The organism is Ralstonia pickettii (assembly GCF_016466415.2).
Lineage (GTDB): Bacteria > Pseudomonadota > Gammaproteobacteria > Burkholderiales > Burkholderiaceae > Ralstonia > Ralstonia pickettii.
The window spans coordinates 104,414-125,943 of sequence record NZ_CP066771.1 but is presented as its reverse complement, the minus strand read 5'-3'; the positions used below and the strand labels follow the sequence as shown (position 1 = coordinate 125,943).

Sequence of the window (21,530 nt, the reverse complement as noted above, 5' to 3'; positions counted from 1 at the left end):
TTGACTCGCTCACATGTAAACAATAACAATTCTCATTTACAACAAACATGTGACGAAAACTTTCAGGGGAGTGTCACCACCTCATGTCCGCAGCACAGATCGAACGCAAGCGCACCGAACATTCGGTGGTGGGTTATCTGACCGGGGCGATGAGCTTCGCCGTGGTTTCGGCGCCGGCACTGGCCGACACGAAGAAAGACGCCGTATCCGCCACCCTGCCCGAGCAGACCGTGACCGGCACCAACGGCTTCAAGGCGGATGCGGCCTCGGGCGGCAAATTCACCGCGCCGCTGCTCGATACGCCCAAGTCCGTCACGGTGATCCCCGCTGAGGTATTGCAGGGCACCGGCTCAGTCACGCTCACCGAGGCCCTGCGCACGGTGCCGGGCATCGCGTTTGGCGCTGGCGAAGGCGGCAATCCGGTGGGGGATCGTCCGTTCATCCGCGGCTACGACGCGCAGGCCAGCACCTTTCTGGACGGGCTGCGCGACATCGGTGCGCAATCGCGCGAGATGTTCAACGTGGAATCGGTGGAAGTCATCAAGGGGCCGTCTGGCGCGTATGAAGGCCGCGGGGCGGCAGGCGGGGCGGTGAACATCGTGACCAAGACGCCGAAGCTTGAGCACTTCACCGAGGGCACGCTGTCGGTCGGCAATGCCGCGTACAAGCGGGCCACGGCCGACGGCAACTACCAGATCGGCGAGCGCGCCGCGTTCCGCCTGAACGCGATGGCCCACGACGCCGCCGTTGCCGGCCGTGACGTGACGAGCTTCAGCCGCTGGGGCATTGCGCCGTCCATCGCCTTTGGGCTCGGCACACCCACGCGCGCCACGCTGTCGTACTACCACCTGCAATCGAACGACACGCCCGACACCGGCATTCCGTACAACAACGGCACGTTCAACCGGCGCACCGACGGCCGCCCGCAGCTGTTCGGCCCGGGTGACGGCGCGCCCGTGAATGTCGACCGCAACGTCTACTACGGCCTGTCGCGCGACTTCCGCCGCGACCGCGTCGACATGGGCACCTTCACGCTGGAGCACGATGTGTCGAGCGCGCTGAAGCTGCGCAACACCATGCGCATTGCCCGCACGAGCCAAGACACGATCTGGACGCAGCCCGACGACAGCCAGGGCAACATCTACTACGGCATGGTCTGGCGCCGCGCCAATTCACGCTATTCGGTGGCCAACACCGTCGCCAACCAGACGGAAGCGACCGGCAAGTTCATCACCGGCGGCCTCAAGCACAGCTACGCGGCGGGCCTGGAGTTCTCGCGCGAGCGCAGCAGCAACGACACCTACAACGTGGCCACCGGCAGCAACCGCTGCCCCAACGGCATCGGCGCGGCGGGGGGCTACAACTGCGCAGACCTGCTCAACCCCAACCCGAACGATCCGTGGGCCGGCAGCATCAAGCTGAGCAACAATCCGGCGGAGACGACGGTGCGCACCCAATCGGCCTACGTATTCGACACGGTCGAACTGTCGCCGCGGTGGCAAGTCAACGGCGGCCTGCGCTTCGACCGCTATTCGGCATCGGCCACCACGTCGGCGAATGCGCAGGGCGTGCGGTCGACCTTCTCGCGCGACGACAACCTGCTGAACTATCAGCTCGGCATCGTGTTCAAGCCGGCGCAGAACGGCAGCATTTATCTCGCGTACGGCACATCGTCGACGCCGTCGGGCTCGGTGGCCGGCCAAGGTGCCGATACCAGCGCGCTCACGCCTGACCGCTCCGGCAATCGCGGGGACGTGCTCGCTCCGGAAAAGAACCGCGCCTACGAACTCGGCACCAAGTGGAACGTCCTGGACAGCAAGCTTGCGCTGACTGCCGCCATCTTCCGCGTTGAAACGACGAATGCACGCATCGTGCTGCAGGACGGCACCGCTGCCATGGCTGGCAACAAGCGCGTCGACGGCTTCGAGCTGGGTTGGTCGGGCGCGCTGACCAACCGCTGGCAGGTGTTCGGGGGCTACACGTATCTGAAGAGCGAACTGCGCAACAACGGCGGCGCAGGCGCAGCCTTTGGCGGCACCAACGGAACGGCCTTCCCCAACACGCCAAAGAACAGCTTCAGCCTGTGGACGACCTATCAGCCGATGCCGAAGCTCACGCTCGGCGGCGGCGCGTATTACGTCTCGAAGGTGTGGGGCAGCGCCAACCCCGCCAACCCGAAGTGGGTGCCGGCCTACTGGCGCTTTGACGCCATGGCAGCCTACCGCGTCGACAAGCACACCACGCTGCAGCTGAATGTGCAGAACGTGTTCGACAAGGTGTACTTCAATCAGGCGTATGCATCGCATTACGCATCGCTCGCACCTGGCCGCACGGCCATCCTGACGCTGGGCATTCGCTACTGATGCCGGCCGACGCTGCAACCGCCGCAGCCGATCCTGCGGTGATCGATGCCATCCACGGCGTGCTGACCGGCCCCGCCGACCGCGCCGCGCGCTGGCTGGCGGCAGCCGCCCGGCGCGGGCACGCGGAAGCGCAGGCCGTCTTCGGCCAATGGCTGCTCGATGGCCGCGGTGTTGAACGCAACCCGGCCGAAGCGTTGTTCTGGTTCAAGACGGCCGCGCTGTCGGGCCACCCGATGGCCGCCAACATGCTGGGCCGCTGCTATGAGCACGGCTGGGGCGCGCCCGCCTGCGACAAGACCGCCACGCACTGGTACGCCCGCGCCGCCGATGCCGGGCTCGACTGGGGTCAGTACAACTACGCGACGCAGTTGCAACTCGGGCGCGGCATCCCGGCGGACCGCGCCCGCGCGTTTGCACTCTTCCAGGCCGCGGCCGCGCAAGGGCACGCCAAGTCGATCAACGTGCTGGGCGGCTTCTATGAAGACGGCTGGGAGGTCGAGGCCGACACGGCGATGGCTCTGCGCTGCTATGTGCGTGCCGCAGAGGGCGGAGACTTCCGCGGCCAGTTCAACGCTGCGCGCCTGCTCGCACTCGCCAACCGCGCAGACGACGCGCTCGCCTGGATGCGCGCGGTGCCACGCACAGCCACACCCGCCTTCCTCGCGAAGGCGCATGACTTTCTCGCTGGCCATCCCGATGCGCGTCTGCGTGCGCTGGCCTGCGTGCTGAACACCCCATCGCCATGTTGCTGAAGATTCCCGCCGTCCTCACGAAGGAACAGGTCGCGCAGTGCCGCGCCACCATCGACGCCGCTGAGTGGGTGGACGGCAAGGTCACGGCCGGCGCGCAGTCGGGCCAGGTGAAGCACAACATGCAGCTGCCCGAGGGCTCGCCGGCTGCGCGCGAGGCCGGCTCCCTCATCCAGGATGCGCTGTCCGCCAATACGCTGTTCTTTTCCGCTGCGTTGCCGCTCAAGGTGTTTCCGCCGCTGTTCAACCGCTACGCGGGCGGCCAGACCTTCGGCAACCACGTCGACAACGCCGTGCGCCATCTGCGCGGCACCGCTTTCCGCATCCGCAGCGACCTCTCCTGCACGCTGTTCCTGACCGAGCCCGAAGACTACGACGGCGGCGAACTCGTCATCGACGATACCTTTGGCGAACACCGCGCCAAACTTGCGGCGGGCGACATGGTGCTCTACCCCAGCAGCAGCCTGCACCGCGTGACACCGGTGACGCGCGGTGCGCGCGTGTGCTCGTTCTTCTGGCTGCAGAGCATGGTGCGCAGCGACGCGCATCGCACGCTGCTGTTCCAGATGGATACGGAACTGCAGCGGCTGATGGGGCTGCTGGGGCAGGACGACCCGTCCGTCATTGCGCTGACAGGGACGTATCACAACCTGCTGCGCGAATGGGCTGAAGCGTAGGCGGCCACTTCAAGCCACCTCAAGCCGCCTCAGGCAAAGTACGCGCGCATCTCCTCGAGCAACGCCTCCGGCGCCTCCTCCGGCACGTAATGCCCGCATGGCACCGTGCCGCCGCTCACGTCGTCCGCCACCGCTTTCCACAACTCCAACGGCTTGAAGCAGCGTTGGATCACGCCATGCTCGCCCCACAGCACACGCAGCGGCACGCTCACGCGCTTGCCTGCGTCGCGGTCGGCGCGATCATGTTCGAGGTCGATGGTGGCGGCGGCGCGGTAGTCCTCGCACATGGCGTGCACGCAGGCGGGTTCGCGCATGGCGGCGGCGTAGGTCGCCATCGCTTCCGGGGCGAACGGTTCGAGCCCTGCGTGGCGCAGGCCCATCAACTTGCCGACATAGAAATCGGGCGTGGCGTTGATGAGCGTTTCAGGAAACGGCGACGGCTGGATCAGGAAGAACCAATGCCAGTAGGCGGACGCAAACGCCATGTCGGTGTGCTCGTACATCGCCAGCGTGGGGGCGATGTCGAGCAGCATGGCGCGCTCCACGTGGAGGGGATGATCGACACATAGCCGATGCGCCACACGCGCCCCGCGATCATGCGCGCACAGCCGGAAGCGGCCAAAGCCGAGTGCGCGCATCACCTCCACCTGGTCCTGCGCCATGGTGCGCTTGCTGTATTCCGCGTGCCGGGCGCTGCCGGCCGGTTTGGACGAGGCGCCATAGCCGCGCAGATCGGTCGCCACGACGGTGTAGTCGTGCGCCAGTTCCTGCGCGACCTTGTGCCAGATCACATGGCTTTGCGGATGGCCGTGCAGCAATAGCAGCGGCGGACCGCTGCCGCCAATCACCCCCGCAATTTCCACCCCGTTGGCCACCTGGCGAAACGGACGGAAGCCCGGAAACAGCGCAGCATCTGCGGCAGCGGTGGCGGCATCGATGGAAAGCGGCGTGGTCATGCAAGTCTCCGGTGATCGATCGTGGTTGAAGTGATGCGTGGCGAATGCTCCGCATGCTAGCGCAGAGCGGGCACGTGCGTTGCGGAACCGTCCGCTGCCGCTCTCTTCTTTCGATGTCCCTGATTAGGAGTTCACCATGACCCAATTGCATGACTTGCGCATCGCCATCCTCGTCGACGACCTGTTCGAGCAGGCCGAACTGGCCAGCCCCCGGCAGGCGCTGGAAGGCGCCGGTGCCACGGTCAGCATCATTGCGCCGAAAGGCCCCAGCGTGACGGGCCTGCACCACGCCGACAAGGGCGATACGTTCAAAGTGGACCTGACGTTGGACCAGGCCAAGGCAGAAGACTTCGATGGCCTGGTACTTCCAGGCGGGGTCTTCAATGCCGATGCGCTGCGCGTCGTGCCCGCCGCACAGGCATTCGTGAAAGCGTTCGAGGATGCGCAGAAGCCCATCGCCGTGATCTGCCACGGGCCGTGGCTGATGGTGTCTGCCGGACTGGTGCGGGGCCGCACGCTGACAAGCTGGCCGACGCTGCAGGACGACATCCGCAATGCCGGCGGCACGTGGGTAGACCGTGAAGTGGTGACCGACCGCAACTGGGTCAGCAGCCGCAAACCCGACGACCTGCCTGCCTTCAACCGTACCTTCATCGAACTGCTGGCGCAGCACGCTCACGTCTGAGCCCTGCGGCGTGACCGCGCACGGCGGCGTGCGGGATCGTTCCTATAATCGAACGACAGGCTCTGCCCTGTCGTGCCGGTTCGCCAAACCAGGAGACGTCATGCCCGCCGCCAAGCATCTTCCGCCCGCGCTGCAGCACCTGACGCTGCCCGTCATCGGTTCACCGATGTTCATCGTCAGCTATCCGGAGCTGGTGTTGGCGCAATGCAAGGCCGGCATCGTGGGGGCATTTCCGGCGCTCAATGCGCGCCCGGCCGAGGTGCTGGACGACTGGCTCACGCGGATGAACGAGGAACTGGCGACGTACCGCACCGCGCATCCGCAGGAGGTGGTAGGTCCCATCGCCGTCAATCAAATCGTTCACCACTCGAATGCGCGGCTGGAGCAGGACGTGGCCACCTGCGTCAAGCACAAGGTGCCGATCTTCATCACCTCGCTGCGCGCGCCCGTCAAGGAGATCCTCGATGCCGTGCACAGCTACGGCGGCATCGTGCTGCACGATGTGATCAACCTGCGCCATGCCGAAAAGGCACTGGAAGCCGGCGTCGACGGCCTGATCCTGGTGGCTGCTGGGGCGGGCGGGCATGCCGGCACGCTGTCGCCGTTTGCGCTGGTGGGCGAGGTACGGCGCATCTTTGACGGGCCGATCGCGCTGTCGGGCGCCATTGCCACGGGCGATGCCATCCTGGCCGCGCAGGCCATGGGCGCCGACTTGGCCTACATCGGCACACGCTTCATCGCCAGCCAGGAGGCCCACGCCGCCGAAAGCTACAAGCAGGCCATCCTGCGCGCGGCCGCGTCGGACATCGTCTACACCAACCTTTTTACGGGTGTGCACGGCAACTACATCCGCGAGAGCATCGAACTGGCGGGCCTGGACCCCGCCGCCTTGCCCGAGGCCGACAAATCGAAGATGAACTTTGGCGACGGCAGCTCGCGCGCCAAGGCCTGGAAAGACATCTGGGGTGCCGGCCAGGGCGTGGGTCAGATTGCCGATCTGCCGCCCGCCGCCGAAATCGTGGCGCGCATGAAGGCCGAGTACGATGCGGCAAAGTTGCGTCTTGCGCTGCACCTGCGCCTCTAGAAGCGACCTGCGCCGAGCCATGCGTGCATGCCCCGCCGCACTTCAATTGACTTGCGCTGGCGGCGCTTCTACATTCCAAAGACTAAAGACACGAGACGCGTGGGACGATGGATTGGCCACCGCGCAACCGTGTGCGCAAGCATCCTTTGGGGGGATGACCGACAGGCGTCTGCTTTCCTGTTGCGCGCACCGACGACAAAAGGAGAACAAGATGACGCACTGCCCTGCGCCCGCGCGCCCGCTTACCCAGCTGGCCGCCGTGGCGCTGAGCGTGGTGGCCTGGGCGATCACCCTGGGCCTGGCCGGTTGCTCTACCCAGAACACCGCAACCACGGCTCCCATCGAACAACGTCTGCCGCAGCCGAACGAAGCGCTCGTGCGCTCGGCTTACGTCTACGCGTTTCCGTTGATGATGACCGACGCGCTGCTGCAAACCACGTCCGCGCTGGCGCCCGCCGGCACGTTCATGCATCAGCGCACGCTGGAAGACGAAACCCTGCCGACCGGCGTGCGCGCCAGGGTAGACGTGCTCGCCAGCAGCGCCTTCGTCGATTTGCGTAACGGCCCGGTCGTCCTGAGCCTGCCCGAGGCCGGGCGCCGCCACATCTGGGTGGCGCTGCACGACGCGTGGAGCGATGTGTTCGAGTCGCTCGGCAATCGCACCACGGGGCCGCGGGCCGCGCACTACGCCCTCACGCCGCCTGGCTGGGAAGGCACGCTGCCGGCCGGCGTCAAGCAGATTGCTGCGCCGACCAATCTCGTGTGGGTGGTCGCTCGCACGCAAGTCGCCGGCCCGCGCGACCTGGCCGGCGCGCGCCGCGTGCAGGACCGCTATCGCATCACCCCGCTGGATGCCTTCGGCAAAGGCTCCCTGCGCGGCACCGAAGCCGAAACCAAGCTGAACACGGACAAGGCCACAGACCTCGACGTCAGCATGGAGGCGGCGCGACGACGCGTCACCGCGCTCGATGCAAACAGTTACTTCACGCGCTTTGCCGAGCTGCTAAAGGACAATCCACCGCACGCCGCAGATTCGACCATGCTGCAATCGCTGCGTGATCTGGGCATCGTGCCCGGCGCGCCATTCGACGCCAAGGCAGTGAGCGCCGCCAATCTGAAGGTGATGGATGGCGGGGTGGCGGCAGCGCGGGAAACCCTCTCGCTGGCCGTGAAGCAGCCGCCCATCACGCAAAACGGCTGGTTCATCCCGCGCATGGTCGGCGCCTATGGGCTGGACTATGCGCAGCGCGCCATCGTCGCTTGGAACGGCGGCGGCACCGACCTGCCGCAGGACATGCTCATTGCCACCGCCAAAACCGACACCAACGGCATTGCGCTGGACAGCACGCACCGCTACGTATTGCACTTCGAGCGCAACCAGCTCCCGCCCGAGAACGCCGGCTGGGCCATCGCCGCTTTATCTCCTGGCGGGCAACCGCGCAGCACAGCGGAGCGCCCGGGCCTGCGCAACATGCTGAGCGAGGCCGACCACCCGCGCCTGAACCGCGACGGCTCGCTCGACATCCTGATCCAGCGTGCGCCGCCCAAAGGCATGCGCAACAACTGGCTGCCGCCGCCCACCGGCCCGTTCCTCCTGCGCCTGCAACTGACGTGGCCGAAGGAAGCGGCGCTCGACGCTTCGTGGCTGCCGCCCGCCGTACAGCGCCGCGACGCCGCGACCCCATAGTCCGTCGCCCCCAATTGCGCGATCAAGCCTCGGCCACGCGCACCACGCGCTTGCCGAAGGTTCGTCCTTCGAGCAGGCCGCGGAATGCGACCGGGGCGTTCTCCAGCCTCGTCAACGCGATGGTCGCAAGGCAAGACCCAGGCGCCTCAATGCAGGCGATTGCCTGACCATGCGGCTGGACTGCCTGATCGTCTATCACAACCCCACGCGGCGGCCGGCCCGTTACCTCGTCGCACTGACCACCGTATCCGCCGCCCCCTGGAGGCCCTGATGATCGATACCCTGACCATCCGCCGCGTGGGCGCCAACGAAGCAAGCGCGTGCGTCGATGCATTGGCCGATGTGCTCATCGATTGCGTAGAGGGTGGCGCTTCCGTCAGCTTCATGTCGCCGTTGTCTCGCGACAAGGCGCAGGCGTTCTGGCGCAATGTGGCCGAAGGCGTGACGCGCGGTGAGCGCGCCCTGCTGATTGCCGAAGACGCGGCGGGCGACATCCTGGGCACGGTGCAGTTGGTGCTGGCGCAGCCGGAAAACCAGCCGCACCGTGCGGACGTCGCGAAGATGCTCGTGCATCGCCGCGCGCGCCGTCAGGGTGTAGCGCAGCGGTTGATCGCCGCCATCGAAGATGAGGCACGCGCCGAGCGCAAGACGGTACTCGTGCTCGACACGGTGACAGGCGGCGATGCCGAGCGGCTATATGCGCGCGCCGGCTGGCAACGCGTCGGCGTGGTGCCCAACTACGCGCTGATGCCCGACGGAGCGTTCTGCGGGACGACGTTCTTCTGCAAGCAGCTCTCACCGTCTGCCAGCGCCGCCTAGTCAACCGATCAAATCGTCAACGTGCCGCGGCCGATTTCGATCACGCGGCCGCCGACGTGGATCGTGCCGTCGGCATCCACGCGCAGCGTGAGGTGGCAGGGGCGCCCCACTGCTGCGCCCTGCTCGATGCGGTAGGTTGCCGGCAAGGCATGGCCCGTTGCGCGCAGCCAGCCGCCCAGGTTGGCGCACGCCGAGCCGGTGCCGGGGTCTTCCCAGAGGCCGGCACCGTATTCGAAGAAGAAGCGCGAGACCACCGGGCCGTCGCTGCCGGGCGCGGGCATGGTGAAGACGTAGGCATTGCGCCCATCATTGCGGCTGCGCGGCCACGCGTCGAAGGCTGAGGGGTCGGGCCGGGCACGCTCCACATCGGCGCGCGTCTTGACCGGCACCATCAGTTGCTCGATGCCCGCGTCAATCCACAGCGGCGGACCCGCCAGCGCATCGGCGTCCAGCCCCAGCATCTTGGCAATGCCCGGATCGGCTTCGCGCGTATTCAACGCGCCCGAACGCGGCGGCACGAGCGACCATCCCTCGTCCTGCGCCGTCAGCGACACGATGCCCGACTGGCAACGCAGCGTCAGTTCATTGCCGGGGCCATACAGCTCGCGCACCACCTGCGCGGTCCCCAGCGACGGGTGGCCGGCAAACGGCATCTCGTAATCGGGCGTGAAGATGCGGAAACGCGCCGTGGCGCCATCGGCCTCGTCGGGAAAGATGAAGGTGATTTCGGACAGGTTGAACTGGCGTCCGATGGCTTGCATGGTGGCGTCGTCCAGGCCGCGGCCGTCTTCAAACACGGCGAGCTGGTTGCCGCCAAAAGTGGATTCGGCAAAGACGTTGAGCAGGCGGAAGGCGTAGCGCGACATGGTGGCGTCCGAAGTGTTGGGGAAGAAAAAAAAACGGTGTGGCGATGCGTCATCATCAACGCACCACCACACCGTCTCCATGCACACTTGCAGACAGTTTGCGCGAATCCAGCCTGACAGTTGGCGGACAGCACAAACGCCGTGAAGGACCGCGCCTAACTCACTTGCGATAGTCGTACACGCCGCGGCCGGTCTTGCGGCCCAGGTAGCCGGCGGCCACCATTTCGCGCATCAGCATGGCGGGGCGGTATTTCGGATCGCCGAATTCGGTGTACAGGACTTCCATCACGGCCAGCATGGTGTCCAGGCCGATCATGTCGGCCAGCGCAAGCGGCCCGATCGGGTGGTTGCAGCCGAGCTTCATGCCTTCGTCGATTTCCTCGGGCGAGGCCAAGCCTTCACCCAGCACGCAGAACGCCTCGTTGATCATCGGGCACAGGATCCGGTTGACGACAAAGCCCGGGCTGTTCTTGACCGTGATGGGCGTCTTGCCGAGCTGCTTGGCCAGCGCTTCGACCGCCGCGTGCGTCGCATCGCTCGTCTGCAGGCCGCGGATGACTTCCACCAGCGCCATCATCGGCACGGGGTTGAAGAAGTGCATGCCGATGAAGCGGCTGGCGTCTTGCAGCACCGCGGCCAGCTTGGTGATCGAGATGGACGACGTGTTCGATGCGACGATGGCATGCGGTGCAGCGGCAGCCTCGAGCTGCTTGAGGATCTTCACCTTCAGGTCGAAGTTCTCGGTGGCGGCCTCGATGACGAGGTCGGCGCGCTTGAGGTCGTCATACGACGTGGAGCCCTGAATGCGGGCGAGCGCGGCGGCCTTGTCGGCTTCCGTCAGCTTTTCTTTCTTGATGAGGCGGTCCAGGCTGCCGGCCACGGTGGCAATGCCCTTCTGCACGGCGGCATCGCTGATGTCCACCATCACCACATCCAGCCCGACCACGGCGCACGCTTGCGCAATGCCGTTGCCCATTGTTCCGGCACCGACGATGCCGACGACTTGAATTGCCATGAACTGCTCCTCGCTTGGTGTTGGAATGAAAGATGGGATGAAACAGATTGCAGAGGATAAACGACGCAGCGACGGGCAGAAAAGCCTGGCTGACGCTCGGGTCACATTCCACCGGATCGCCGTATGATCACCAGCGTCGCGCCACCCCGCCGGGCGGGTGTGAATCATCCCTGTTTCGTACCCTGCCGGGCACGACTCACTCTTCTTTGTCTTGCTGTATGGACCGGGGACATAGGTGACAGGTGTGCGAGGACATGGTTGACACATGTCAGCAGTCATCGGGCAGGTTCAGATCGATACGGCCAAGGTGTTGGTGAACGAAGTACAGATCGAATTGATCCCTGTGTTTAGGGTCGGGGCGCAATGCCACCGGCAAGCCGTGCAGGGCATTGGAGAGCTTGAAGCGCCAACTCCTGAAGCGTAGCTCCCCATTCCATCCGACGTTGAGGACGATGTCCTGCGGGCTGTACTCGATCGGTGCCAACGTAGACGGATACGGTCGCGGGCTGGGCCGGTAGCGTGTGATGGGCGTGGCCAGGTCGATGGCCTGGTGCGGGCGCTCGCAGTTATAGACGGTGCGCCAAGCATCCAGCGCGTGCTGGACCGCGTCGCAAGAGGCGAAGTAGCGCCCGGCCAGGGCCTCGGCCTTGAGCGTGCGGTGGAAGCGCTCGTCCTTGCCGTTGGTCTGCGGGTGGGCGGGGCGGCTGTAGCTCAGGCGCACACCGAGGCGGATGAGCCAGACGCCCAGGCCCGTGAGTTGCCCCGGCCGGGTGGGACTGCCCCAAGGTGCGCCGTTATCGGCGTTGATGCGCAGCGGCAGCCCATAGCGCTCGAAGGCCTGGCGCAAGTGACGCTGCACGACCGCGCTCTGCGTCTGCGTGCAGGCCGCCAGCACCAGGTTGAAGCGGGAGTGATCGTCGATCACGGTCAGCGGCGAGCAGCGCTGGCCGTCGGCCAACGCGAACCCGCCCTTGAAATCCATCTGCCAGAGTTGGTTCGGTTCAGCGTGCTCAAAGCGCTGCCAGGGCGTGGAGGCGTCTGAGGCTTCGGGTGCAATCAACCCATACCGATGCAGGATGGAGGTCACGGTGCTGGGCGCCGGTACATCACTCCAGCCCAAGTCGGCCAAGCGGCGGCTGATCTTGCGCCCGCCCCACGCAGGATGCTGCTGGCGTAACGCGATGACGGCCTGTTCAAGCTCGGCCTCGGTACGCATCGGGCTGTGCGAGGGACGGCGCGTCCGGTCAGCCAGTCCGGCGTCCCCCGACTCAACGTAACGAGCCAGCCACTTGTAGCCGGTTTGCGGGCTGATGCCGAACCGCCGACACAGCTCGCGCCGGTTACAGCCTTCCTGCCGGGCCAATAGAACGAATTCCTGACGAAGGCTCATGGTGTCTCGTGTGCTCCAGGGCATGGCCTGACCTCCGAGCGAATGTGCCGCTCAAAGTGTCAACCATGTCCTCGCACACCTGTCACCTATGTCCCCGGTCCATACATCTTGCCAAAGAAAAGAAGCAAAAGAAAGGCGCGCCCGAGATGGCGACTTCCCCTTGAATTTGTGTGACCGTGCGGGGAAGGAGGCAAACTCGCTGCGCTCAGACAGGCCTCCCTCTTTTTTCCGCCCGCTCACAAAAATTCAAGGCGCCATCAAGGGCTCAACGTCAAAAGAAAAAGGCCAACCCGTCGCGCGGTTGGCCTTGTCGTTCTGGTGAGTGCCGAGAGGGTGTGGCGGTTGTCCTTTGACTTTCCTGCCCTAGATGGCGCCTTGAATTTCTGTTGCAGGGAGGAAAAAGGAAGGGAAACTGTCTGAGCGCAGCGAGTTTTTCCCTTCCCCTCCCTGCGACATAAATTCAAGGAATCTTTCGCCATCTCGGGCGCGCATTTCTTTGCTTACTTTCTTTGGGCAAGACCAAAGAAAGTGAGTCAGCCCCGGCAGGGGATGAAACAAGGGATGCACCACAAACAAAAAACCAAAAACCGAAAACCAAAAACCCCTACATATTCCGCCGATACTGCCCCCCCACCTCAAACAACGCATGCGTGATCTGCCCCAGCGAGCAAACCTGCACCGCGTCCATCAGCACCGCAAACACGTTCTGATCGTCAATCACCGCGCGCTGCAGGCGCTGCAGCATGGCCGGGGCTTCCCCGGCATACCGAGCATGAAAATCCTGCAGCCGCGCGAGTTGGCTCTGCTTTTCTTCCTCGCTGGAGCGCGCCAGTTCAATGTGCGGCGGCACCACGCTCTCGGCGTCGGGGTTGCGAAACGTATTCACACCGATGATCGGCAACGAGCCATCGTGCTTGCGCTGCTCATACAGCATCGACTCTTCCTGGATCCTGCCGCGCTGGTAGCCGGTTTCCATCGCCCCCAACACACCGCCGCGCTCGGCAATGCGCTCGAACTCCCGCAGCACGGCTTCTTCCACGAGGTCCGTCAGTTCATCGATGACGAAGCTGCCCTGGTTCGGGTTCTCACACTTGGCCAGGCCCCACTCGCGATTGATGATGAGCTGGATGGCCAGGGCGCGCCGCACGGATTCGGCCGTCGGGGTGGTGATGGCCTCGTCGTAGGCATTCGTGTGCAGGCTGTTGCAGTTGTCGTAGATGGCGATCAGCGCCTGCAGCGTCGTGCGGATATCGTTGAAGGCGATCTCCTGCGCGTGCAGGGATCGGCCCGAGGTCTGCACGTGGTACTTCAGCTTCTGGCTGCGCTCATTCGCGCCGTACTTGTCGCGCAGCGTCACCGCCCAGATGCGACGCGCGACCCGGCCGAGCACGCTGTACTCCGGGTCCATGCCGTTGGAGAAGAAGAACGACAGGTTGGGCGCGAAATCGTCGATGTGCATGCCGCGCGCGAGGTACGCCTCCACATACGTGAAACCGTTGGCGAGCGTGAATGCGAGTTGCGAGATCGGGTTGGCGCCCGCCTCGGCAATGTGGTAACCCGAGATCGACACCGAGTAGAAATTGCGCACCTGGTGGTGCACGAAATATTCCTGGATATCGCCCATCACCTTGAGCGAAAACTCGGTCGAAAAGATGCAGGTGTTCTGCCCCTGGTCTTCCTTGAGGATGTCGGCCTGCACCGTGCCGCGCACGTTCTGCAGCACCCACGCGCGAATCTTCGCTTCCTCGTCCTGCGTCGGCTCTCGCCGGTTGTCCGAACGGAACCTGGCCAGGTTCTGGTCGATGGCGGTGTTCATGAACATCGCCAGGATCGTCGGCGCGGGGCCGTTGATCGTCATGGACACCGACGTGGCGGGGCTGGTCAGGTCAAAACCGTCGTAGAGCACTTCCATGTCGTCGAGCGTGGCGATCGACACGCCCGAGTTGCCGACCTTGCCGTAGATGTCGGGGCGCAGCGCCGGGTCTTCGCCGTAGAGCGTGACGGAGTCGAATGCGGTCGACAGCCGCTTGGCGGCCATGCCTTCCGAGACAAGCTTGAAGCGGCGGTTGGTGCGGAAGGCATCCCCCTCGCCTGCGAACATGCGCGTCGGGTCTTCATTCTCGCGCTTGAAGGCGAACACGCCGGCGGTGTACGGAAAGCTGCCCGGCACGTTCTCGCGCATCAGCCAGCGCAGCACTTCACCGTCGTCTTCATACGGCGGCAGTACGACCTTGCGGATGGTGGTGCCGGAGAGCGTGGTGTGCGTGAGCTGCGTACGGATTTCCTTGTCGCGAATCTTGACGACGTATTCGTCGCCGGAATACGCGCGGCGCAGGTCAGGCCACATGGCGAGCAGCTTGCGCTCGGCGGCGCCGAGCTGCGCGTCGCGCTCGGCCGCCTGCTTGTCGAGCGCGGACAGCGTCTGCACGGTGGCGCCGGCCTGCTCCAGCATGCGGTGGCTGGCACGCAACTGCTGGCGCTCGCGCGCGAGGCGGCTTTGCGCGTCGACGCGGCGATGGTAGCCGCGCACGGTATCGGCCAGCTCCGCCAGGTAGCGCACGCGCGCCGGCGGCACGATGGCGTCGTGGCTGGTGGAGCATTTGCCGGCCGTGCGTGGCAGCGTGCGCTCGGCCAGCGCCATGCCGCGCTCGCTCAGTCGATCGGCCAGCGCGTGATACAGCGCCGTCACGCCGTCGTCGTTGAAGTGCGAGGCCTGCGTGCCGAACACCGGCATATCTTCGGGGCGGGCATGCCATTGCTCGCGGTTGCGCTGCACCTGCTTGGCGACGTCGCGCCAGGCGTCCTGCGCGCCCTTGCGGTCGAACTTGTTGATCGCCACCAGATCGGCAAAGTCGAGCATGTCGATCTTCTCCAGCTGGCTGGCGGCGCCAAACTCGGGCGTCATCACATACAGCGACAGATCGACATGCGGCACGATGGCCGCATCGCCCTGCCCGATGCCCGAGGTCTCCACGATGATGAAATCGAATCCGGCGGCGCGGCATGCTGCGATCACGTCAGGCAGCGCGTCGGAAATTTCGCGGCTGGCCTCGCGCGTGGCCAGCGAACGCACGAAGATGTTCGGATGATTGATCGCGTTCATGCGAATGCGGTCACCCAGCAGGGCGCCGCCCGACTTGCGCCGCGACGGATCGATCGAGATGACGGCGATGCGCAGCGTGTCCTGCTGGTCGAGCCGGAAGCGGCGGATCAACTCATCGGTCAGCGACGACTTGCCCGCGCCGCCCGTGCCCGTGATGCCGAGCACCGGCGTCGGCGTGGCTGCTGCAGCCGCGCGTACGGCGTCGCGCAATGCCGGATCGATCCGGCCCGACTCCAATGCGGTGATGAATTGCGCCAGGGCGCGGCGGTCGCCGTTGGCGACGGGCTCCAGCGTGGTGGGCGCATAGACGGAAAGATCGATGTCGCAGCGCTGCACCATGTCGGCAATCATGCCGGCCAGGCCCATGCGCTGGCCGTCTTCTGGGCTGTAGATGCGCGCGACGCCGTAGTCCTGCAGTTCGCGGATCTCCGCCGGGACGATCACGCCGCCCCCGCCGCCGAACACCTGGATGTGCTCGCCGCCGCGTGCGCGCAGCGCGTCGATCATGTACTTGAAGTATTCGACGTGGCCACCCTGGTAGCTGGACACGGCAATGCCCTGCACGTCTTCCTGCAGCGCCGCGTTCACCACCTCGTCCACCGAGCGGTTGTGCCCGAGGTGGATCACCTCGCAGCCCATCGACTGCAGGATGCGCCGCATGATATTGATCGACGCGTCATGCCCATCGAACAACGAAGCGGCCGTCACGAAGCGCACCTTGTTGCGCGCGAGCCCAGGTTCGCTGGCAGGCGTGGGATCGGCCGCGCGGGCGGCGGAAAGATCGGTCATGTCTCCACCTTCTATAAGTGGGGCGCCGGCGTTGGATGTGTTGTGCGACACACAAGGCGAAGCGTGCCGGTCAGCGGGTCGAACAGACAGTATTTTCGGGCTTGACGCACTCGTCAACGGGCCGCACGGGCTCTGACTTTTTCGCCCGCCTACCCTTGCGGGTTCACGGTGAGATGCGCGCCATTCCCTTAAATAGGGGCGCAGACTGCCCGAGCCATTTGCGCAAATTGGACGGCCTGAACGGTCCGATCTCGGTGCAACACCCAGCTTGCACACAATCGAAACAAATCGTTACAGTCGCGTTCTGGTCGGAAACGGGTCCGGCCATAGGGGGAACTTCCAATGCCAAGCCGCGCAACGATGCGCTGGTGTCTGACCGCCTTGCTGGCGTGGTCCGGTCACGCCCTGGCGTGGGACTACACGCCCGGCGCCATTCCGGGGCTGATCAGCGTGCTTGGCTTCCTGACCGTGCAGTCGCAGGCGCTCGACCGCGCCATCCAGCGCTTTCCCGGCCAGCGTGAAGAGCTGATCCGCGCCCGTACCCAGTTCGACAACACCTTCCCGCAAGCGCTGGCGCGCACGCGCCGCCTGATCGCCGGCATTCCGCTATCCGACGACGAGCGCCAACTGCTGATCGAGCGCGCGCTGGACCTCCACCAGCCCAGCGTGGGCGTTGCCACCCAGACGGCCGAGACCGCCCACTCGCTGGCCGAACGCGTGGTTGCGCGTGCGCAGGGAAGCCAGGACCGCGCCACGCTGCAGACCCTGCTGGCGGTGGTCTACGACGACCGCCCCGCCGATGAGCTGGGCAGCCGCTTTACCCAGGCCGCGACCCTGTCTGACTGGCCGAATGCGCGCGGCGCGAGCCTCGCCCTGCGGCTGCCGTTCTCGTGGGAACGCGTGCCGCCCACGGCGCCGCGCAAGCCCGACCCGGCACGGGTGGCGATCGGCGCATGGGCCAATCAGGGCGGCTCTGGGCTGTCGCGCATTGAGCTCATCGTGCGCCCCACCGAAGGCGACCCCGAAACCGTGCCCGACAGCCGCGAACCGCGCTGGATGCGCGATGCCGTGAAGCAAGCCGTGGCCGCCCCCTGCCGACTGCTCGGCTGGGGTACGCAATCGTTGGGCGGGCGCATCGGCGTGTGGGCCAGCTACATCGGCGAATCGCCCGGGCCGAATATCCCGCGCGCCCCTGGCAACACGCTGGTCGGCCGCGTCTTCATGGTGCCGACCGACGGCGCGCTGCTGATGCTGCACATGCAGTCTCTGGCCACATCGCCCGAGCAGGCCAGCGCCGTGCGCTTGCGGTACGAACCATTGTGGGACGCCGTGGCCGCGTCGTTCAGCGTGTCCGGCGCCAAGCCGTAGCGCCTGTCAGAACGGCGCAACGCACCATCAAAGCGCACGTGCAGCGCCAAATGCACCAATTCAAAGCACGAACGCACCGATTTCGGGCCACGGCCGTCGCGCTGCCGGGCAACGACCTCCCGCGCACGACCATGGTGCGCCATATCACCTTTTTGCACACCGCTGGAACAACTTTTGCATCTGTCGGCGCTTTTTGCGTCATTTGTGGGCAAACCCTGCACCCGGATGGCGCTGACCTTCAACCCGCACGACAACCGCAATGAACTCCATCAAAACCGGGGGCGACGCGCTCTTCATCCTGCTGGGCGCGATCATGGTGCTGGCCATGCATGCCGGCTTCGCGTTCCTTGAGCTGGGCACCGTCCGCAAGAAGAACCAGGTCAACGCACTGGTCAAGATCCTGGTCGACTTTGCCGTGTCGACCATCGCGTACTTCTTCATCGGCTATTCAGTCGCGTACGGCGTCAACTTCTTTACCGGCGCCGATGTGCTCGCCCAGCAGAACGGCTACGAGCTGGTGAAGTTCTTCTTCCTGCTGACGTTTGCGGCGGCCATCCCGGCCATCATCTCGGGCGGCATTGCCGAGCGTTCGCGCTTCGAGCCGCAACTGGCGGCGACCTTCGTGCTGGTCGGTTTCGTCTACCCGTTTTTTGAAGGCATCGCCTGGAACGAGCGCTTCGGCATCCAGCACTGGCTGCAGAGCGTGACGGGCGCGGAGTTCCACGACTTCGCGGGCTCGGTGGTCGTGCACGCAGTGGGCGGCTGGATCGCGCTGCCGGCGGTGTTGCTGCTGGGCGCCCGCCACGGCCGCTACAAGGACGACGGCCGCATCGCCGCGCATCCGCCGTCCAACATCCCGTTCCTGGCCGCCGGCGCCTGGGTGCTGGCGGTGGGCTGGTTCGGCTTCAACGTGATGAGCGCGCAGACGCTCGACAAGATGAGCGGCTTGGTCGCCATCAATTCGCTGATGGCCATGGTGGGCGGCACGCTCACCGCGTGGTGGATGGGCAAGAACGACCCGGGCTTCTCGTACAACGGGCCGCTGGCCGGCCTGGTGGCCGTGTGCGCCGGCTCCGACGTGATGCACCCGCTGGGGGCGCTTGCCGTCGGCGGCATCGCGGGCGTGCTGTTTGTCTGGATGTTCACGCGCGTGCAGAACGTCTGGCGCATCGACGACGTCCTCGGCGTGTGGCCGCTGCATGGCCTGTGCGGCGCGTGGGGCGGCATCGCGGCCGGCATCTTCGGCCTGAAGGCGCTGGGCGGCCTGGGCGGCGTGTCGTTCTGGGCGCAACTGGCGGGCACGGCCGGCGGCATTGCCATTGCGCTGATTGGCGGCACGGTGGTGTACGGCACGCTGCGCAAGCTCGTGGGGCTGCGGTTGGACCGCGAGGCCGAATTCATGGGCGCCGACCTGGCGATTCACCGCGTCTCGTCCACGCCGGAATCGGAAACGCACTGGTAAGCAGGGACGGCGACAGAAGGCGCGCGCGGCGCTTGCTACAGTGACAGCGTCTTCCCTCGCTCAACTGCAGGAGTGCCGCATGTCCGATATTGATCCGAATCACCCCATCACCGTCGAGTCCAACCCGCGCCGCGTGACCGTAACGCTCAATGGTTTCACCATTGCCAACACGCATCTGGCGCGCACGCTGCGCGAGGCGTCGTACCCGCCGGTGCAGTACATCCCGCGCGACGATGTGCAGATGAACCTGCTGGAGCGCACGCAGCATCACACCCATTGCCCGTACAAGGGCGATGCGTCGTACTACACGATCGTGGCCGGCGATGTGCGCGCCGACAACGCCGTCTGGACGTACGAACAGCCCAAGCCCGTGGCGCGCGAGGTGGCCGGCTATCTGGCGTTCTATCCCAACAAGGTGACGATCCAGGAGGAATGAGGACGCAGGCGCGGCTGACATGCCGCTGTCATGCAAGCAGCGCACGATGCGCCTGTTCCTCTTCTCACGGATCCTCTTTCCGTGAAAGTTCCGAGACCCGGCGCAGACGATCTGTGGCCGGGTATTTTTTTGCGCTGGCACCGGCTCGCGATGAGCCGGTGCCAACTTCCCCGAAGGCGGCTGCGGCCGGGCGCTCGGTTGGCGCCCTGGCCGTTGCCGCTTTTGATGACAGCGCCTTTCTCGATTTAGTTACCGGGCTTGTTGACCGAGACGTTCACCTGGTACGTGGATGGCGTGACGGACGGCGACCCGCTCAATGCCAGCGTCAGGCCGCTCAACGGCAGTTGCCACGTCTCGTTGCACGTAACCGCAACACCGCTCGTGTTCGTGCAGACCTTGGTACCGGGCCGATGGCGCAGGCCGGCGAATGGATCGTTGTAGATGATCTGGTCCGTATGGGTATCGGCAAAGGTGCGTGTCACCGTCGAGCCATTCACCGCCGTGATGGTGTTGCTGTCTTCCGTCACCGCGCTCAGACCGGTCGACTTGACGTTGCTTTGCCAGAAGGCGTTGGTCGTGCCGACTGCTGGCATGGACAGCGTCGTCTGCGGGGCGAAGATGCCTACGCCGCCCCCGGTCAGCGCAACCACGAAAACCGTATTCCCCTGCGCGTTCCGGAACCCATAGGCGTGGGCGTTGACGGTACCTGCGGAGGCGCCATCATCAACCCAGTCGACCCCACCATCCGACGTGGCAACCATGTGCCCATACGGTGAATTCAGATCAGGCGCGCAAGGCGCGTTGACCGCGCAATTCGTGGCAGCCGTCACGACGCCCTTCGCATAGTTATTCGTGCCAAACGTGCCTTGGCCTGCCCCGCTCAGGAGCGCATAGATGTAGTTTCCGTTGATAGCGGTCGGATCGACGATCTGCTTGGGAAGCGACAGCGAAAGTACGCCCGTGCCACCGCTGCCGTTGGTCCAGACCGCCATGCCCGACTTGGCCACCAGCACGCGCGTCGAACCGGTATCGTTCAACGTGTAATCGCAGGCCGTCGCACCTTGGGTCAGTTGGTAGCTCGAGCCGCCCACCGCGACGGTCAGCTTGGCCGCGTCGATGGTCACCACCTGTGCCGAACCATCCGAGAATTTGATCAGCCGATGATCGCCGCTCTTGAGCGCCGGACAGGCCGAATTGGCCGGCGCCAGCACGGTGCCCACCGTCGAGCCTGCAGACCCGCTGGAGCTGCCGCTGGTGCTGGCAACCGCGGTGCTCAGGTCGGTCAGGGTGACGCCCGCGCCGGCCAGCTTCGATTGCAGCGTGTCGAGCACCCCGTCATAACCCTGGCCGCTGCCTGCGCTGAGCGTGCCGCCCAGGAAGTCACCGATGCCCGACGCGTCAAAGCCGGCGATCTGCAACACCTTGACCAGGGCGCCTTGCGCGGCGGTGACGTCGCTGGCAGTCACGGTCGTCGTCGAACTGAATCCGGCCACATACTTTGCCGGGTCCTGTCCGGCCAGTTGTGCCAGCAGCAGTTCCGTCAGCGGCGTGATGTTGGCCGTGGCGGTGCTGCCGATCGATCCTGAACCGGCAACCAGCGAGTGCAGCACCGTCTTGCCGTCGCTGCTGGTGGCCGTCACCACGCAAGGCAGGCTGGCGCCCGTGACGGGTGCCGAATAGCTGCCGTCCGCTCTCGTGGTGGCCGTACCCGAACCCGCCGAGCAGGTCACGTTGACCGTTGCACCGGGCAAGGCCGCGCCAGTGGCCGCCACGCCGCTGATCGTCTGCGATTGCTGCGTGGTTAGCTGAGGCGGAGCATCTCCGCCTCCGCCGCAAGCGGTCAAAACAAGCACTGCAGCGCTGATTGCGATCGGTGTGAGCTTCATGGTTCCCTCCCTCGGGCTCTTTTGTGGTGTGGTACGGAATCGCTCGGTTTCGGACCGGATTAGATCGGATCCTCTAGAAGCACATGGCGCCGCGCATCATTCAAATGAATGAAGACGCCGTGTGGCTCCTGTGGACCGCGCTCAGGCATTACGCCACGCAGCCACTTACCGATGACTTACCGATCTGGGCGGCGA

General features: G+C 65.5%; 16 protein-coding genes and 1 pseudogene. 11 read left to right on the top strand and 6 right to left on the bottom strand.

Features of this window, described 5'->3' with window-relative positions; all coding sequences use genetic code 11:
- Positions 1-83: 83 nt before the first annotated feature.
- The 3 genes from RP6297_RS00540 to RP6297_RS00530 are packed head-to-tail and all read left to right on the top strand — an operon-like array spanning position 84 to position 3,789.
- Positions 84-2,363 (top strand): TonB-dependent receptor, encoded by a 2,280-nt coding sequence (locus RP6297_RS00540; protein ID WP_037027723.1) that lies wholly within the window; start codon positions 84-86, stop codon positions 2,361-2,363.
- Positions 2,363-3,115: a tetratricopeptide repeat protein gene (locus RP6297_RS00535; protein WP_037027720.1), complete on the top strand. Its 753-nt coding sequence runs from the start codon at positions 2,363-2,365 to the stop codon at positions 3,113-3,115. Before RP6297_RS00540 ends, RP6297_RS00535 begins: the two co-directional genes overlap by 1 nt.
- Positions 3,106-3,789: a Fe2+-dependent dioxygenase gene (locus RP6297_RS00530; protein ID WP_037027719.1), complete on the top strand. Its 684-nt coding sequence runs from the start codon at positions 3,106-3,108 to the stop codon at positions 3,787-3,789. The genes RP6297_RS00535 and RP6297_RS00530 overlap by 10 nt, the downstream gene beginning before the upstream one ends.
- 29 nt (positions 3,790-3,818) lie before the next feature.
- Here RP6297_RS00530 and RP6297_RS00525 read toward each other — a convergent pair whose 3' ends face one another.
- Entirely contained in the window at positions 3,819-4,745 is a 927-nt protein-coding gene (locus tag RP6297_RS00525; RefSeq protein WP_037027717.1) for an alpha/beta fold hydrolase, read from the bottom strand.
- A gap of 136 nt (positions 4,746-4,881) precedes the next feature.
- Between RP6297_RS00525 and RP6297_RS00520 the strand changes: the two genes are divergently transcribed.
- From RP6297_RS00520 to RP6297_RS00500, 5 genes and pseudogenes are all read left to right on the top strand, one after another.
- A complete protein-coding gene (locus RP6297_RS00520) occupies positions 4,882-5,430 on the top strand; it encodes a type 1 glutamine amidotransferase domain-containing protein (protein WP_012760933.1) in 549 nt (182 codons plus the stop codon).
- A 100-nt stretch (positions 5,431-5,530) separates the two neighbouring features.
- Positions 5,531-6,514 (top strand): NAD(P)H-dependent flavin oxidoreductase, encoded by a 984-nt coding sequence (locus RP6297_RS00515; protein ID WP_037027715.1) that lies wholly within the window; start codon positions 5,531-5,533, stop codon positions 6,512-6,514.
- Positions 6,515-6,725: 211 nt separating this feature from the next.
- Entirely contained in the window at positions 6,726-8,201 is a 1,476-nt protein-coding gene (locus RP6297_RS00510; protein WP_037027713.1) for a DUF1254 domain-containing protein, read from the top strand.
- Between the two features lie 142 nt (positions 8,202-8,343).
- Positions 8,344-8,472 (top strand): annotated as a pseudogene (locus RP6297_RS00505) (helix-turn-helix domain-containing protein); the annotation flags it as partial.
- A complete protein-coding gene (locus RP6297_RS00500) occupies positions 8,472-9,020 on the top strand; it encodes a GNAT family N-acetyltransferase (protein ID WP_037027709.1) in 549 nt (182 codons plus the stop codon). The pseudogene RP6297_RS00505 and the gene RP6297_RS00500, both read left to right, overlap by 1 nt.
- An 8-nt stretch (positions 9,021-9,028) precedes the next feature.
- Here the strand turns inward: RP6297_RS00500 and RP6297_RS00495 are convergent, their stop codons facing one another.
- The 4 genes from RP6297_RS00495 to icmF form a co-directional block, all read right to left on the bottom strand.
- Positions 9,029-9,886, bottom strand: coding sequence for a PhzF family phenazine biosynthesis protein (locus RP6297_RS00495; RefSeq protein WP_012760926.1), 858 nt, complete (start codon positions 9,884-9,886; stop codon positions 9,029-9,031).
- A 160-nt stretch (positions 9,887-10,046) separates the two neighbouring features.
- Complete coding sequence (locus RP6297_RS00490) at positions 10,047-10,901, bottom strand: 3-hydroxybutyryl-CoA dehydrogenase (protein WP_009239280.1); 855 nt, start codon at positions 10,899-10,901, stop codon at positions 10,047-10,049.
- A gap of 268 nt (positions 10,902-11,169) precedes the next feature.
- A complete protein-coding gene (locus tag RP6297_RS00485) occupies positions 11,170-12,315 on the bottom strand; it encodes an IS481 family transposase (RefSeq protein WP_009239574.1) in 1,146 nt (381 codons plus the stop codon).
- A 580-nt stretch (positions 12,316-12,895) separates the two neighbouring features.
- A complete protein-coding gene (icmF, locus tag RP6297_RS00480) occupies positions 12,896-16,183 on the bottom strand; it encodes a fused isobutyryl-CoA mutase/GTPase IcmF (RefSeq protein WP_037027890.1) in 3,288 nt (1,095 codons plus the stop codon).
- A gap of 342 nt (positions 16,184-16,525) precedes the next feature.
- Here icmF and RP6297_RS00475 point away from each other — a divergent pair, with 342 nt between their 5' ends.
- From RP6297_RS00475 to RP6297_RS00465, 3 genes are all read left to right on the top strand, one after another.
- Positions 16,526-17,551, top strand: coding sequence for a hypothetical protein (locus RP6297_RS00475; protein WP_037027888.1), 1,026 nt, complete (start codon positions 16,526-16,528; stop codon positions 17,549-17,551).
- Between the two features lie 259 nt (positions 17,552-17,810).
- The gene (locus RP6297_RS00470; protein WP_037027886.1) at positions 17,811-19,013 is read left to right on the top strand and encodes an ammonium transporter; all 1,203 of its coding nucleotides are present in this window, start codon (positions 17,811-17,813) and stop codon (positions 19,011-19,013) included.
- 79 nt (positions 19,014-19,092) lie between these two features.
- On the top strand, positions 19,093-19,449 hold the full coding sequence (locus RP6297_RS00465; RefSeq protein WP_037027883.1) for a DUF427 domain-containing protein: 357 nt from the start codon (positions 19,093-19,095) through the stop codon (positions 19,447-19,449).
- Positions 19,450-19,694: 245 nt separating this feature from the next.
- On the opposite strand, the gene RP6297_RS00460 is transcribed toward RP6297_RS00465, so the two are convergent.
- Complete coding sequence (locus RP6297_RS00460; RefSeq protein WP_037027880.1) at positions 19,695-21,335, bottom strand: hypothetical protein; 1,641 nt, start codon at positions 21,333-21,335, stop codon at positions 19,695-19,697.
- Between the last annotated feature and the right edge of the window lie 195 nt (positions 21,336-21,530).